Source organism: Streptomyces sp. NBC_01210 (assembly GCF_036010325.1).
Classification (GTDB): domain Bacteria; phylum Actinomycetota; class Actinomycetes; order Streptomycetales; family Streptomycetaceae; genus Streptomyces.
Genome location: NZ_CP108549.1, coordinates 5,665,404 through 5,681,637, shown reverse-complemented (window position 1 = coordinate 5,681,637; position 16,234 = coordinate 5,665,404). Strand labels below are relative to the sequence as shown.

Below are 16,234 nucleotides of genomic sequence, written 5' to 3'. Positions count from 1 at the left end.
GCCTTCGTACCTCCGGCCTTCGTACGACGTCCGGAGGCCGGGTCACTTCTTCGGCGGGACCGCCGGGATGCCCAGGAACGGCAGCTTCAGCGCGCCGAACGCCTCCTCCGGGACCGTCGGCGACTTCGGCGCGACCGCCGCCAGCCGTTCGTATGCCGCGCCCTGTTCCGGACGCGGGTCCTCCTCGCCCTTGTTGGGCCAGAACGACATCGCCCGCTCGGCCTGCGCCGTAATGGTCAGGGACGGGTTGACACCGAGGTTCGCCGAGACCGCCGCGCCGTCGACGACCGAGATGCCCGGGTGGCCGTAGAGCCGGTGGTACGGATCGATGACGCCTTCCTCTGCCGAGGCGCCGATCGGGCAGCCGCCCAGGAAGTGGGCCGTCAGCGGGGTGCCCATCAGCTCGCCGATGTTGGACCCCGCGAAGCCGTTGATCTCCTCGGCGAGCAGCGAGGCCGCGCGCGTCGCCTCGGGAATCTGGTTCGGGTTCGGTGCCCCATGGCCCTGGCGCGCGGTGAGCAGGCCCTTTCCGATGCCGCCCGGCTTGCGGTACGTGGTCAGCGAGTTGTCCAGCGACTGCATGACCAGCCCGATGATGGTCCGCTCCGACCAGCGGCGGTTGGAGAGCGCGCGGACCGCGAGCCAGGGGTGCCTGGCCATATTCCCGAACCAGCCGGCGACCCGCGCCCGCGCACTGTACGGAACCTGGAGGATCGTCATCCCACCCATCGCGTTCGAGCCCCTGCCGTAGCGGACAGGCTCGATATGGGTGTTCTCGTCGGGGTGGACCGAGGACGTGATCGCCACTCCGCGTGTGAAGTCGACCTTGTCCACGCCATGCCGCTTGCGGTAGCGGCGGTTGTCGGTCTGGGCGCCGACGATCGCCTCGGAGTTGGTACGGGTCAGCTCGCCGAGCCGGGCCGAGATATGCGGCAGCAGGCCCTGGTCCTTCATGGTGTGCAGCAGGGTCTGGGTGCCGTACGTGCCCGCCGCCACGACCACCCGCCCGGCCCTCAGCAGCTTCGGCTCGGCCTTCTTGCGGGCGTCCGTCGGGACCGTCGTGACGTGGAAGCCGCCCTCCGGGTCCTCGCTGATCGAGGCGACCGTCGTCATCGGGTGGATGACGGCCCCGGCCTTCTCGGCCAGGTAGAGGTAGTTCTCGTTGAGGGTGTTCTTCGCGCCGTGCCGGCAGCCCGTCATGCACTCGCCGCACTCGGTGCACGCCTTGCGCGACGGGCCCGCGCCCCCGAAGTACGGGTCCTCGACCGTCGAGCCCGGACCGGCCTTCGACGTACCGTCGGCGTCCTCGCCGTCGCCGAAGAAGACGCCGACCGGGGCCATGTGGAAACTGTCGCCGACGCCCATCGCCTGCGCCGTCGCCTTGAGATGCACGTCGGAGGGGGTCATCGTCGGGTTGAGCCGTACGCCCAGCATCCGCTTGGCCTGGTCGTAATACGGCGACAGCTCGTCCTGCCAGTCAGTGATGTCCTTCCACTGCGGGTCCTCGAAGAAGGGAGCGGGCGGTACGTACAGCGTGTTGGCGTAGTTGAGCGAGCCGCCGCCGACACCCGCGCCCGCCAGCACCATCACCTTGCCGAGCAGATGCACGCGCTGGATCCCGTACAGGCCGAGCGGGGGCGCCCACAGATAGTTCTTGATGTCCCAGGAGTTCTTGGGCAGGGTCTCGCGGGTGAAGCGGCGGCCCGCCTCCAGGACCCCGACCCGGTAGCCCTTCTCGGTCAGCCGCAGCGCGGTGACCGAACCGCCGAAGCCCGAGCCGACGACGATGACGTCGTAGTCGTACGCCGGGTCGAAGGCCTGGTCGGAGACCGCTTCGGAGAGCAGTTGTTCGTCACTCTCGGCGGCCTGATTCTGGGCAGGGGGTACCTGGGACATGGCTCTCCTCGTACGAATACAGCGGAAACTAGCGCAGGCGCAGGGCCTTCATCGCCTTCAGGCTGAGGCTCATGAACGCGGCGTACTTCTCGTCGTCCATACCGAACGACGGCCCCAGCGGCATCAGTCGCTGCTGGGCGACGGTCTGTGCCTCGGTGTACTTGAGGATGCCCTCGGAGCCGTGCCGCCGACTGAGGCCGGAGTCCTTCATGCCGCCCATCGGGGACTGCACGCTGCCGTACGCCGGGGCGTAGCCCTCATTGATGTTGACCGTGCCGGTGCGCAGCTTCGCCGCGACCGCGTGGCCGCGCTTGCCGTCCTTGGTCCAGACGCTCGAATTCAGCCCGTACGGAGTGGCGTTCGCCTGCTCGACGACCTTGTCCTCGTCCGTGAAGCGGTAGATGGAGACGACCGGGCCGAAGGTCTCCTCGGTGCAGACTGCCATCGGCGCCTCGACGCCGTCGAGGATGGTCGGCTCGTAGAACAGCGGGCCGATGTCGGGGCGGGCGACGCCGCCCGCGACGAGCGTCGCGCCCTTGGCGACGGCCTCCTCGACATGGCGGGTGACGGTCTCCAGCTGGCGCTCGCCGACGAGCGAGCCCATGTCGGCGCCGTACGCGAGGGACTTGCCGAGGCGCATCGCCTTCGTACGGGTGGCGAAGCGCTCCACGAACGCGTCGGCGATCGACTCGTGCACGTACAACCGCTCGATGGAGATGCACAGCTGGCCGGCGGAGGAGAAGCAGGCGCGTACCGCTCCGGCCGCGGCCTTCTCGATGTCCGCGTCCTTCAGCACCAGCATGGCGTTCTTGCCGCCGAGTTCGAGGGAGACACCGACCAGGCGGGCCGCGGCGCCCTGGGCGACCTCGCGGCCGGTGCGGGTGGAGCCGGTGAAGGAGACATAGTCGGCGTGCTTGACGACCTCGGGGCCGACGACCGGCCCTTCGCCGAGGACGACCTGGAAGACACCGGCGGGCAGACCCGCCTCGATGAGCAGATCGCGGGCCCACAGCGCGGTGAGCGCGGTCTCGGTGTCGGGCTTCATCACGACGGCGTTGCCGGAGACGAACGCGGGCAGCGCATCGCCGACGGAGAGCTCCAACGGATAGTTCCAGGGCGCGATCTGGCCGATGACGCCGCGCGGCTGACGCAGTTCGGTGGTCTTGGTGAGGACGGGAACGACACCGGTATGGCGCTTGGGCTTCAGATAGGCGGGCGCCTTGCGGCCGTAGTGGCGGGCGGCGACGGCGACGGCCAGGACCTCTTCGTGCGCGTGCAGCCGGGCCTTGCCGGTCTCCAGCTGGATGAGGTCGAGGACTTCGGCCTGGCGCTCCAGGACCAGGTCGTGGAAGCGCAGCAGGACGGCGGCGCGGGCGCGGGCCGGCGTCGCGGCCCAGGCGGGCTGGGCGGCGCGGGCGCGTTCGAAGGCCTCCGCCACGTCCTGGGGGGTGGACTCGGGCAGGTCCGCCAGCTTCTCCCCGGTGAACGGGGTGTGGTTGGCGGTACGGCCGGAGCCGACCACACCACGGGTGAGCTGGGCGACCACCTCGGGGGTGACCACATCGGCTGCGGTGCGCGCACCGGCCGGCGCGGCGGCTGTCGGGTTGGTGCCGGGGGCGGCGGCGGGGGCCTGCGAGTCCGTCATGGGGGCGAGAGTATGCCGCATCCGGAACTTTGGGTACCCGTCGGTAACGGCTTTTCACCAGGCCCTCACCATCGCGCCAGCGATCACTGGCAGATAAGGCCTGATCAGGGGCTTGTCTCGGCTTTTCCGAGTTTCAACCGCTTCCGTACGCCGCGGAACAGATCTTGCCCGGCAGCCTCTTCCTTGCCGCCCTTGGGCATCTCGACGAGCACCGTGCAGCGCTCGCCGGCCTCGGTGACGACGTAGAACGCCAGGCGGTGGACGGGACGCGCAGTGTCGCCCTCCTGCGCGAAGTACGTCACGTCGAGCAGGGCCGCGTCGACGCCGTGGTGGTTGGCCGGCACGACGGTGCCCTTCGCCTCGGACGCGGTGAACCCACCCGCGCGCGGGCCGCCGTCCGTCAGCCACTTCAGCTCGCCCCGCGCCCACTGGACGGCCGTGTCCGTCGCCTTGCCGGCGCGCTTGAGCTCGACCCAGACGGGATTGCCGCGCTCCTCGAAGGTGATCTCCTTGTCCTTCGCGAGCTCGGCCTCGGAGGTGACGGGTTCACGTGTGTATGTGGAGGGGACGGAGATCTCCGCGTCGAGCCGGGACTCGAGGTAGGGCCGCCAGGTCTGCCATGCCTCCGGGGTCTCCATCGGCGGCGGGGTTGTACGGGTGGATACGCCGGCGCGCTTGTCGTTGCCGGTGCCCGGCGAGGCGGGTGCGTACGCCCAGACCGCGATACCGACGGCGACGGCCCCGGCGGTTGCGGCGAGCGCGACGCGGGCGCGACGCGGGCGCGAGCGCGGGCCGGGGGCCTTGGTGGCGTCGAGGTGTCGGGAGCGGCCGACGGGGCCGATGTGCGGCCTCCGAGCCGTACGGTCCCGGAGTCGGCGTCGGCGTCGGCGTCGGCGTCGGCGTCGGCGTCGGCGTCGGCGTCGGCGTCGGCGTCGGTGTCGGTGTCGGTGTCCACCGGGCCGGAGTCGTCCGTAGCCGCCTGCTGAGCCTCCCGCCTTCCCGGCAGCCGGCCGGCTCCGGTGGAGCCGGCCACGGGCCAATCCACCTCGGACCCTGGCCACGCCGCCTCCGGCCGGTTCTCTGTCTCCGGCGGGGTCGGCGGGCTCTCGGTCTCCGCCGGGGCCGGTGGCCGCAGCGTCGACGCGCTGCCCTCCGTGACCGCCGCAAGTTCCGTCTCCACCTCGTCGACGGACGGCCGGTGTTCCGGGACCTTCGAGAGCAGGCGGACGATCAACTCCGCCAGCGGGCCCGCCTGGACCGGCTTCGGGGCCTCGGCCTGGAGGATGGCGGCGAGCGTCGACTCCAGGGTCGTACGACGGAAGGGCGACCAGCCCTCCACTGCCGCGTACAGCAGCACACCCAGCGACCACAGATCCGACTCCGGAACAGCCGTGACGCCCGACATCCGCTCCGGGGCGATGAATTCGAGCGAGCCGACGAACTCACCGGTCACGGTCAGCGGCTCCTCGCCCTGGATCCGCGCGATACCGAAGTCGGTGAGCACCACCCGGCCGTGCGGGCCGAGTAGCACATTCGCGGGCTTCACATCCCGGTGGACGATCCCCTTTGTGTGCGCCGCGCCCAGCGCGCCCGCCACGGCGAGCCCGATCCGTGCCGCCTCTGCCGGAGGCAGCGAACCGCGCTTGAGCCGTTCATGGAGCGATTCGCCGCGGATCAACTCCATGACGATCCAAGGGAGTCCGCCGTCCATCACGACATCGTGGACGGCCACGGCCGCCGGGTGTTCGACCTGGGCCGCAGCCCTGGCTTCCCGCCGCAGCCGTTCGTAGAGCCGCTGTTGGTACGGCTCGCGGGGGTCGCCGGGCAGCCGTGGCTCCTTCACCGCGCAGTCGCGTCCGACGAGTTCGTCGCGCGCCTGCCAGACCGTGCCCATGCCGCCGGACCCGACACGTACGGTCAGCCGGTATCGGCCGCCGATCAGCCGGCCCCCACCGCTGCCGTCCTCGCCCCTGGCGCCGTCACTCCTGCCGCCGTCACTCCTGTTGCCGTCGCCCCCGGCTGCCGGCTCCGGCTGCCCCGCCGGGCTCACAGATCCTGGATCTTCAGATGCTTGACGACCCCGTCGAAGAGCTTGGTGCCCTCCCTCGCCGCCCAGCCCTCCGCGGGCCCGGCCACCCGCAGCCGCCAGTAGACCTCGTCCGCGCCCTTGCCCGTGCCGACGACGCGTTCGTGCCAGCGGTACCGGATCGGGTCGTCGTTCGAGTCGCTGAACTGCACATAGTCGACAAGCGTGTCGAACGCCTTCCTGCCCTGCTGCGTCGTGGACGAGGACCTCACCTCCTGGTCCTTGATCTCGGTGCCGTCCTTGCCGCCCTTCTCGTAGTACTGCCGCCACACGTCGGCCTCCGGCTTGAGCTCGCCCTCCACGGTCTTGGTCTCGATGCGCTCCATGTAGACCTGGAAGACACCGCTCGGATCCCAGTACGTGACGCTGTTGCCGCCGTCGCCCTCGACCCGCTCGTACTCCGCCGGAACGGCGATGCTCGCCGAGACGACCTCACGGTCCGGGCGCACCTCCCAGCCCTCCGGGATCCCGTCGCCGCCGAAGGGATCGGCGAAGATCAGGACCAGGGCGACAGCCACCGCGAGCACCCCGCCGCCGAGACCGAACTGCGCCGGCCGGTTGCCCTGCAGCACCGGCGGCACCCACCGGCTGCCACGCCCGGCCGGACTGCCGGCGCCCTGGCCGGGTGCGCCCGCCAGAAGCCTCGTCGCATCGAGCGGAACCTGCGGTGGCCGCGCCACCGTCTCCAGCGTCTGCCGGATCTCCGCGGCGTCCGGCCGCATCGCCGGGTCCTTGCGCAGCAGTTGCATCACCAGCGTGCCGAAGGCCCCGGAACCGCGAGCGGGCGTCTGCGGCTCGGCGGAGAGCACCGCCTGCAGCGTCGCGGGGCTGTTGGAGCGGCGGTACGGGGACATGCCCTCGACCGCCGCGTACAGCACCACACCCAGCGACCACAGATCCGACTCGGGACCCGGCTGCTGACCCAGCACCCGCTCCGGCGCGATGAACTCCGGCGACCCGACGAAGGCCCCGGTCTCCGTCAGCCCCTGCTCGCCCTCGATCTGCGCGATACCGAAGTCGGTCAGTACGACCCGGTCGCCGCGCCCCAGCAGGACGTTGTCCGGTTTGACATCGCGATGCAGCACGCCGGCCTCGTGGGCCGCGGAGAGCGCGCCGAGTACGGCGAGACCGATCCTGGCCGCCTCACGAACGTCGAGCGTCCCGTCCTGCAGCCGGTCGGCGAGCGACTGGCCGTGCACCAGCTCCATGACGATCCACGGTTTGGCGTCCTCGATCACCACGTCGTGCATGGTGACGACGGAAGGGTGCTCGATCCGGGCGGCGGCGCGCGCCTCACGCTGCATCCGCAGATGGACCTTGTCCCGCTCGCGCTCGTTCACATGGTCCGGCAGGCGTGGCTCCTTGACCGCGACGTCGCGGTCCACGATCTCGTCGCGGGCCCGCCAGACCGTGCCCATTCCGCCGTGTCCGAGGCGCGAGACGAGGCGGTAGCGACCGCCGATCAGACGGCCCACCTCGGGATCGGTCCCGGCGCCCGAACCGACGCCGACGCCCGAACCGGAACCGGCGCCGGAATCGGAGGCATCTCCAGAGCCGGAACCGGGCAGCTCGGATGCCTGCGTGGGCCGGTACGCGCCGCCCTGCGATGGCACCTGCGCGGCGTTCGGCGGCCGGAGTCCATAGCTGGTGGGCTCGTTCGCCCGTCCCCCATCGTTGGTCATGCTCACATCCTGGCCATAGGTGGATGTGGATACCACCGGCCCAGCGGAGCGGATGCAGACCCGTGACCGTGTCCGCGCGTCATCTGTGCGTCGTGAAGGAGTCGAGCGCGGTGTCGAAGTGCCGTCGCGCCTCGTCGAGTCGGCCGACCGGCGCCGAGACCCAGACGTCGTACATCGTGCCGTCCTCGTCCCAGCAGATGTCGTACGTGTGCCGGGGTCCCTCGGCCTGGGAGTAGCCGTTCCAGGTGAACTCCCAGAGCGCGGCGGACAGTCCGTTGTGCGTGGTCGGGGTGACCTTGCCGTCGCGGTAGCCGGGGTTGGTGTTCGGGCCGTCGGCGTCCGAGCGTCGCATCGAACCGAGCGGCCCGTCGGAGGCGGGGTTCTGCACCCGGACGCCGATCCTGACGCTCTTGTCCGGCGCCATGAAGTAGACCCGTTTGTCGTCCTCGGAGCGGACAAAGCCCTCGGGGACGGCGAGCGCGAAGCCGTCCGGGTCGGCCACGGTGAGATAACCGTCCGGAGCCACCGGCCTGTTGGCGGCGGCGGCAGAGGTGGTGACGGTCACCGTGGGGGTCGGCTTCGCGCCAGGGGCGGGTGACTGTGCGGTGCGTACCGGCGGCGTACTGCTCACGGCCGTAGGGCTCGGCGTTCTTCCGGACTGTGCGCCGCCCGGCCTGTCGTCCTGCAGCAGCACCGCGGCCGCCCCTCCCGCTCCGGCCAGCGCGGCGACCAGGGCGGCGGCGACCAGGAGCGGCGCACGGCGGCGGGGCGCGGACGCCGGCGCGGCGACCGGCTGCCGGAGCGAGGACGCGGGCGGCATGTCCTGGCGGGTGGGTGTGTACTGCGCCGCGACCACCGGCAGCGAGCCCGTCGTGATGTACGTACGCAACAGATCCTCCGCCTCCGTCGCACCGAGCCGGCGCTCCGGGTCCCGCTCGAGGAGCCCCATGACGACGGGCAGCAGCGGGGCCGCCTGCGCGGGCGGACGGATCTCGTCCTCGACGACCGCGTGCAGAATGCCGCCCAGGGAGTCGCGGCGGAACGGCGATTCACCGCTCAGCGCCGCGCACAGCAGCACACCGAGCGACCACAGATCGGACTCGGGACCGGCTGTGTCGCCCGACATCCGCTCCGGCGCGGTGTACTCGGGCGATCCGACGAACGACCCCGACTCGGTGATCGTGGTGGCCCCGGCGAAGTGCGCGATGCCGAAGTCGGTGAGGACGACCCGCCCGGTGGACTCCTCCAGCAGCACGTTGGCGGGCTTCAGATCCCGGTGCAGCACCCCGAGCCCGTGCGCGGCACGTAGCGCGCCGAGCAGCGCGAGCCCCATCCGCGCCGCCTCCGCCGCATCGAGGGGACCCCGGCGCGAGATCCGTTCGGCGAGTGAGCCGCCGTCGACCAATTCCATGACGATGTACGCGAGTCCGTCGTCCACCACCACGTCATGGACGACGATGACATGCGGGTGCTTGACCCGGGCGACGGCGCGGGCCTCGCGCAGGGGTGCGGCCGACGACGTGTACGGAGACGCCGGACGACCGGAGTTCCCGTCGTCCGGATGGAGCTCCTTGACAGCGACACGACGGCCCAGCAGCTCGTCGTCCGCACGCCACACGGTGCCCATGCCCCCGCGCCCAAGCCGGTCCAGGAGCCGGTAGCGGCCCGCGATCAGCCGCGATTCCTCGGACACGCAACTCCCTCTCGATCAGCCTGCGTCCATCATGCCGGAGGCCGCCAGCCGCGGAGCATGGTGTCGAACTGTTCGCGAGTCGTCGCCCAGTCCTTGGCCGGGCCCGCCATATAGAGCGCGTACTCCGTGCCGTCGTCCTCGTAGTAGATCTGGTCGATGGCCCGCCGCTCGCCGGGGAAGTCCGTCTTCTCGGTCCACGAGAACTCCCAGAGCGCGGAGTTCGTATGGTCGCGGAACGTATTGGGGCGCAGCTTCACCTTCTGGTACTCGGGCAGATCCTTGCGGCTCTTCTCCATGTCCAGCATGTGCATGTACGGATTCTCGAAGTCCGGCGAGGTGTCGCTGCTGATCCGGATGCGGTGACGGCCGTTGTCGGGCGTGTAGTCGATCTGGTCGCCGTCCGTCTGGCGCTTCCAGCCGTCCGGCACCAGCAGGCTGAAGCCTTTCGGGTCGACGACGCGGCGCCAGCCGGACGGTGCGGACGCCGACGGGGAGGTGTCCGGGGTCGACTGGGTGCCCGTACTCTCCGAGCCGTTCTTGCCGCCCGCGTACTTCATGGCGGCCAGCCCCGCGCCGCCGCCGACGACGGCGGCGAGTACGACGACGATTGCCGCCATGCGCAGCCGGCCGCCGCGCCGCGGTGCCGACGCCGAAGCAGTGGTGTTGGCGTTGGTATTGGTGTCGGCGGGGGCCGGGACAGGTGCGGGCCGCGTCGGCGCGGGCATCCTGGCGGTCTCGGGCCGCACGTTCCGCTGGGCCGTCCGCTGTGTGGGCACCTGCGGCTGCCTCGCGGCCGGCCCGCGGCCGTCCATCGCCGCCAGCAGCATCCGTTCGGCCTCGGCGGCCGAAGGGCGGGCGGCGGGATCCTTGCGCAGCAGCTCCATGATCACGGGCGTGAGCAGACCGGCCGACTCGGGGTGGCGCGGCTCCTCGGCCACCACCGCCTGCATGGTGGAGAGCGGCGAGGAGCGACGGAACGGCGACTCGCCCTCCACCGCCGTATAGAGCGTCGCGCCCAGTGACCAGAGGTCGGAAGCGGGCCCCGGATCGGCGCCGCGCACCCGCTCGGGAGCCAAGTAGTCGATGGATCCGACTATTTCCCCGGTACGGGTGATCGTCGAGTCGCCCTCGATCGCGGCGATACCGAAGTCGGTGATCAGGACCCGGCCGTCGCGGTTGAGCAGTATGTTGGCGGGCTTGACGTCCCGGTGGAGCACACCGGCGGCGTGCGCGGCACCCAGCGCGCGCAGCACGTGCAGCCCGATGCGGGCGGCCTCGAGCGCCTGGATCCGTCCGGACTCCTTGGCCGCGTCGGCGAGCGAAGGCCCGTCGACGTACTGCATGACGATCCAGGGGCGCGAGTCGTGCTCGAGTACGTCATGGACGGTGACGACACCGGGGTGGCTGATCCTGGCGGCGGCCCGGGCCTCTTTCTGAGTGCGGGCATGCAGGACGATCCGGTCGGCTTCGGAGGCATACCGACCCGCCGTCAGCTCCTTGACCGCGACGACCCGGTGCAGCACCTCGTCGTGTGCGCGCCAGACCTTGCCCATGCCGCCGGTGCCGATCGTCTCGCTCAGCCGGTAACGCCCGGCGAGCAAGAGACCCGCGCCCGTGCTCTGAGAGTGTTCCACGTCCCCCGCCCCGTTTCCTTGGGATCACAGGTTACGGAGGTGAAGTACGGGCGCGGAACCTCGGATCGCTCAAGTGACCTCACTGTGATGCTTGTGACTCTGCGCAACGACAGCCAAAACGCCCGCTAACGGGTGTACGGCAGGTGTCCAGGTGTCTAACGGGTCACGCGATAGGCGTTCGTGGCTTCCTGGTAGGCCTCCGTCACCTTGTCCCGCCGGTCCTCAGGGCCGATCACCTGGATGACGTGATAGCTGCCGTCGACGATCAGGGCGAGGTTGCGTACATACACCTCACGGCCGCTGCCGTCCTGCCAAGTGAACTGGCCCTCTGCCATGGCCTGCTGCCCGACGTCGATACGGCGCAGTCCGGTCGCCCCGGCCCAGGAGGAGTCCCGGAACGGCTGGAGCTCGCGCTCCTTGTCGCGCTGGTATGCCAGCGGGTCGTTGCCGTTGGTCTTCACGGGGTCCCGGCCGGGGACGACTATCAGTGTGAAGTTTCCGTCGGTGTAACGGACTTGGCCGCTGTCATTGATGGAACGGCGCTGCCAGGTCTTGTCGACGGCGATCTGGAAGCCTTCGGGGTCCTTGCGCAGCGCATAGCCGTCCGGGAGTTTCCCGGCCGGGGCCGAGGTCTGCGGCTGCTGGGCACTCCCGGGGCTGCCGGTTGAGGTCGCGGGCGGAGTGTCCGGGGCGGAGCGGTCCGGGCTCGCGCTGGTGGCCGGCGGGCGGGCGCCGGTCTTGGGCAGCGGCTGGTCCTGTTGCTGTTGGCCGGACTTCGGCATGAACAGCACCGCGTACGCGACGGCGGCCACCAGGACGACCAGGATCAGCAGCAGGAGGGTGCGGCCGAGCGCCCTCGGCCCGTGCTCGCCGCGTCCGCGCCGCTCCCGCTTCGACTTCGCGTGGCGATGGCGGCCGTGGACCACCTCGGCCGAGCCGGCGCGGCGCTTGCGCACCAGCTCGCCCCGGCGGCGTACGACGGGCAGCCGCGTGCCGTCGACGGCGCTCGCCGGCAGCGGCACGACGTCCATACCGGCCTCGGGCTCGGGCGCGGACCGTACGAGCGAACGCAGCCAGCCGCGCAGTTCCTCGAAGTCCGGGCGCTCGGTGGGGTCCTGCCGCAGCAGCGACTCGACGACGGGGCGCAGCGGACCGCACTCCTCGGCGAACGCGGGCGGCTCGGCGCAGACGAGCTGGACCAGCTCGACGGCGCTCTCCTCGGGGTACGGGGCATGGCCCTGCACGGCCCGGTAGAGCAGCGCACCGAGCGCCCACAGATCGGTCGAGGGGCCGACCGGGGCGGCCAACTGCCAGTTCTCGTGGACGGGTCCGGCCTGCTCGGGCGCCCATCGCTCGGTGACGGCACCGACGACCGCGATGCGCGCCTGCCGGGCGCGCTCGGCGGCGAGCGGCGTGGCGGGGCCGCGGTACGCAGGGGTGCCCCCGCTCGCGACGATCTCGTCCCAACGCCCGGTGGGGGCGCTGCTGCCGGCCACGACGGGCTGCCGCTGCGCGTCCGCGCGCAGCGCGTCCCCGCCACCGCCGTGCTCCCAACTCCCGCTGCTGCCTGTGGCGGGGGCGGCGGGCCGGGGGGCGGGCAGCGCGGGAGGGGCACCGCCGTAAGGGCTGCCACCGAAGCGGTCGCGGTCGGAGCGTCCGGAGCGGTCTCGGTCTGAGCGGTCTGAGCGGTCTCGGTCGGAGCGGTCTCGGTCGGAGCGATGGCCGCTGTCCGGTGCCGCCCGGCGCACACCGTACGGCAGTTCACCATCGACGGGCCCGGCACCTGTGGAGACTCCATGTACGGGCCTGCCACCGGCGGGCATCCCGCTGCCGCCCGCGGGTACGGGTCCGGGTCCCTCACCACCCGGGAACGGCCCGTCGTGCCACGTCCCGGCCAGCCGGGCGTGGCCGGGACCGCGAGAGCCGTCGCCCGGATACCAGCCGCCCTCGTCCTCCCCGTCGTCCTCGTCGTCGTCGATGCCGTCCACATCGATGGCCGGGCGCAGGTCGCCCGGTCGCTGGGCCCACCAGTCCGGGTCGTAGCCGGTCTGCACCGGGCGGTCCACCGGAACGCCCGGCCCTTCGTCCTGGCGCTGGTTCTCGCTGACGCGTGCAGCGGCCCTGGCGCCCGCGCGATATGCGGCGATCGCCCCCGCCCTGGCGGCGCGGACATCCGGCACACCACCGCGGGCCCCGCTGCCCGGCAGCGCGACCGGTGCTGCGGGCGAAGCCTCGTACGGACCGTCATCCTCGGCATCCACCGCGACATCCGCATCTTCCGCGGCATCCGCATCCGCCGCGGCATCCGCATCCGCCGCGTCGTCCGCATCTTCCGAGCGGGCGGTCTCCAGCGCGGCCCGCCCCGGCGATGCGGGAACTCCCGCCGCCGGCAGCGGCTCCAACTCCGCGTCAATAACCTCGTCCTGCTGGTCGCTCTCCTCCGGCGGCGCCGGCACCGGGGCGTATCCGCAGAGCGCCTCCTCGGCCGCGCCGGACGCAAGTCCGGTCAGAACCACGCGCCCGTCGTCGCAGACAAGCACTGTGCGGACGGTGATGTTCCGGTGGGTCCAGCCGTGCGCGTGCAGCACACGGAGCGCGGTGAGCACATCGGAGGCGACCTCGGCCGCGCGGTACGGACTGAGCGGCTTCTCCGCGAGAAGCGCCGCCAGCGGCCGGGCCGCGACGCGTTCGCTCACTATCCAGAGCGAGCCGCCCTCCGCGAAGACGTCGAAGACCTGGTCCAGGCGCGGGTGGTCGGGGATCTGTGCCGCGGCCTGCGCCGCGTCAATGGCCCGCCGCACCGCCGGGTCCGTGGGCCGTCGCGTCGTACGCCCCTGGGCTCTCCTTGGTACCGCGGCCCCGGCCATGCCGTCCGCGTCGAGCACCTCCGCGTCCACGACCTCCGGTAACGGCACCTGCCGCACCAGGACTTCCTGTCCGCTGTAGGTGTCGAACGCGCGGGTCTCGACCAGTTCGTACGCGTCGGAAGGCGGCAGCGGCAGGCGGTAGCGGTCGGCGAGCACCCGTCCCGCATAGTCGTCCACGACGCCTCCCCACGAGCGCGCTGTCCCCCGGCTGGTCCCGGAGGCCGACACAAACCGTCAATTCCGGTCGTTTGACGGCCTCTTACGACCCCTCGCGGCTGCGTACCGTCCGCGAGCTCTCACGATACGTGGCCTTACTCAGTCCTTGGGCTTGAATGTGGCGAACGCCGTCTTGCGCAGCGTCTCGCACTCCGCGCTCCCCCACTCGCTCGCCACACACGTGATCATGATCGAGTAGCCGTGCGTGGCGTCCACCTTGAAGCCCCTGTTGAGGACCCGTACCCGCTTGCCGTCCTGATTGCGCTCGAACTTCCAGTCGGCGACGGTCGGATAGCCGTTGTACTCGACCGCGCGGATCCCGAGGTGCTTGTAGCCACTGCTGCTGTCCCGGGTCCCCGGCATCGCCGCATTCCAGGCAGCGGCGGCGTCCTCCTTGGGGCTGGGGTTGAAGTCGACCTGGATGCGCGGGAATCCATCGTCGGCGCTGAAAATCCCGCCGGAGTTCTCACCCGCGATGCCGGTGAGCTTGAAGCCCTTGGGCATCGCCACGATGAAGTGGAACCGGTCGTTGGACATCATCGCGTACCCGGCCGGCAGCCCGTTCCCGCCCGCGGAGTCGTCGGTCTTGGGCTTGCCCGACGGCTGCCCGGCCGCGGCGCCGCTGCCGCCGGTGTCATCCTTGCCGCCGCCCGTGCCCGTGTCCTTGCCCTTACCGGTGTCCTTGCCGGCGTACGTGCCCTTGTCGGTGCCACCGTTCGTGGCCCCGGCCGAAGCGGACTTGCCGCCCTTGGGCTTGCCCTTGCCACCCTTGTCGTCGCCGCCCTGCGTCAGATAGAGCACGGTGGACAGCACGGCGAGCGCGGCGAGGACCGCGATGATCACCAGCGTGCGGCGCGGCACCACATCGGTGAGCGGCGCCCGCACCGGCGCCGGCGGCGCGGCGGGTGCCTGCGGCGTGGGCCGCGGCTTCGGCTTCTGTTCCGGCTTCGCGGCCGCCGCCGCGTTCCGTACGGAGCGCAGCGCACCGCGCACCCGGTCGGCCGCGGGGTCCTTCGGCTTCGCCTCCGGCAGCTTCGGGGGGAGCGGCGGCAGCGCGATGGCCCGGGTGGCTTCGGGCGACGGCTCCGGCTCGGCGACCCGCTCCGGCGCCTCGGGCGCGTGCAATACATCGATGAGCAACGCCCGTGCGCCCGCGTCGTCGAGACGCTGATCGGGGTCCTTGGCGAGCAGGCCGTAGATGACCTCCTCCAGCGGGCCCGCGTTCTTCGGCGGGTCGAGCGGCTCGGTCATCACGGCGGTCAGCGTCGCGATCGCGGAGCCCTTGTCGTACGGCGGGCAGCCCTCGACGCTCGCGTACAGCAGGCCTCCCAGCGACCAGAGGTCGGCGGCCGGCCCGGGCTTGTGGCCACGGGCGCGCTCGGGCGAGATGTACGAAGGGGCGCCGACGAGCATGCCGGTCGAGGTGATCGACGGGTCGCCCTCGACCTGCGCGATACCGAAGTCGGTGAGCACCACACGCCCGTCCGCGCCGATCAGCACATTGGACGGCTTCACATCGCGATGCAGAATGCCCTCGCGGTGCGCGGAACGCAGTACGTCGAGGATCGCCAGCCCGACCTCGGCGGCCCGCCGCGGAGTCAGCGTGCCGTCCTCACGTACTGCTTCGGCGAGGGACTTGCCCTCGACGAGCTCCATGACGATCCACGGGCGGTCGTCCTCGTCGACGACGTCGTAGACGGTCACCGCGCTGTTGTTGCGGATCCGGGCGATCGCCTTGGCCTCGCGCAGCGTACGCGTGATGAGCCGGCGCTTCTCTTCTTCGTCGATGCTGTTGGGGAAGCGCAGTTCCTTCACGGCGACGGCACGGCCGAGCGTCTCGTCGACGGCTCGCCAGACCGTGCCCATGCCACCGCGCCCGAGCACGCCTCCGAGCCGGTAACGCCCGGCGAGAAGCCGCCCTTCGGTCTCCCGCCCGAACCCCCTTCCGCCCGCGGCAGCCTTGGCAGCGCCCTGCCCGGCTCCGGACGCGACGGCCCCGGCCTTGGACCCGCGCTCAGCGGACCCTGCCCCGGACCCCGCAGTCCCAGCCTTGGACCCGCGCTCAGCGGACCCTGCCCCGGACCCCGCAGTCCCAGCCTTGGACCCGCGCTCAGCGGACCCTGCCCCGGACCCCGCAGTCCCAGCCTTGGACCCGCGCTCAGCGGACCCTGCCCCGGCCGCGGAGTCCGCAGACCCAGCACCGGACCCGGCCTCGGCACCGTGACCGGAAGCCTTCTCCGCGCCCCGCCCTGAGCCCCTGTCAGACCCCCCGGAACCCTTCGCAGGCCCCGCCCCGGACCCCTTCACGGGCTCCGCCTTGGGCCCCGGCCCGGGCTCCTTGCCGAGCTCCTTCTTGGAGTCCTTGGACTCCGCCTCGAGCTCCGTCCCGGAATCCTGCCCGGCGTCCCGCTGGGGCTCCTTGGCCGTGTCCCGCTGGGGCTCCCGCGACTGCTCCGCCTCCGACATGCGTCCCCTCTGCGATCCCTGATCTTCGCCCGCGCCTGCCGCTTCCCGC

Annotated in this window: 8 protein-coding genes and 1 pseudogene; all 9 read right to left on the bottom strand. The window is 71.6% G+C overall.

Annotation, left to right across the window (positions count from 1 at the left end):
- Positions 1–42: 42 nt before the first annotated feature.
- Positions 43–1,896, bottom strand: coding sequence for a GMC family oxidoreductase (locus tag OG735_RS25965; protein ID WP_327325539.1), 1,854 nt, complete (start codon positions 1,894–1,896; stop codon positions 43–45).
- 28 nt (positions 1,897–1,924) lie between these two features.
- Entirely contained in the window at positions 1,925–3,541 is a 1,617-nt protein-coding gene (locus OG735_RS25960) for a succinic semialdehyde dehydrogenase (protein WP_327325538.1), read from the bottom strand.
- Between the two features lie 104 nt (positions 3,542–3,645).
- Positions 3,646–4,179, bottom strand: a complete 534-nt coding sequence (locus tag OG735_RS25955; protein ID WP_327328650.1) for a hypothetical protein — start codon at positions 4,177–4,179, stop codon at positions 3,646–3,648.
- A 587-nt stretch (positions 4,180–4,766) separates the two neighbouring features.
- A pseudogene (locus OG735_RS25950) lies at positions 4,767–5,435 on the bottom strand (serine/threonine-protein kinase); the annotation flags it as partial.
- Between the two features lie 152 nt (positions 5,436–5,587).
- Entirely contained in the window at positions 5,588–7,309 is a 1,722-nt protein-coding gene (locus OG735_RS25945) for a serine/threonine-protein kinase (protein ID WP_327325537.1), read from the bottom strand.
- Between the two features lie 79 nt (positions 7,310–7,388).
- Positions 7,389–9,002 carry a serine/threonine-protein kinase gene (locus OG735_RS25940; RefSeq protein ID WP_327325536.1) on the bottom strand — a complete coding sequence of 538 codons (1,614 nt, stop codon included), beginning with the start codon at positions 9,000–9,002 and terminating at the stop codon, positions 7,389–7,391.
- A gap of 29 nt (positions 9,003–9,031) precedes the next feature.
- Positions 9,032–10,636, bottom strand: a complete 1,605-nt coding sequence (locus OG735_RS25935) for a serine/threonine-protein kinase (RefSeq protein ID WP_327325535.1) — start codon at positions 10,634–10,636, stop codon at positions 9,032–9,034.
- A 155-nt stretch (positions 10,637–10,791) separates the two neighbouring features.
- Positions 10,792–13,680 (bottom strand): protein kinase, encoded by a 2,889-nt coding sequence (locus OG735_RS25930; protein ID WP_327325534.1) that lies wholly within the window; start codon positions 13,678–13,680, stop codon positions 10,792–10,794.
- A 138-nt stretch (positions 13,681–13,818) separates the two neighbouring features.
- On the bottom strand, positions 13,819–16,185 hold the full coding sequence (locus OG735_RS25925) for a serine/threonine-protein kinase (RefSeq protein ID WP_327325533.1): 2,367 nt from the start codon (positions 16,183–16,185) through the stop codon (positions 13,819–13,821).
- Positions 16,186–16,234: the final 49 nt, after the last annotated feature.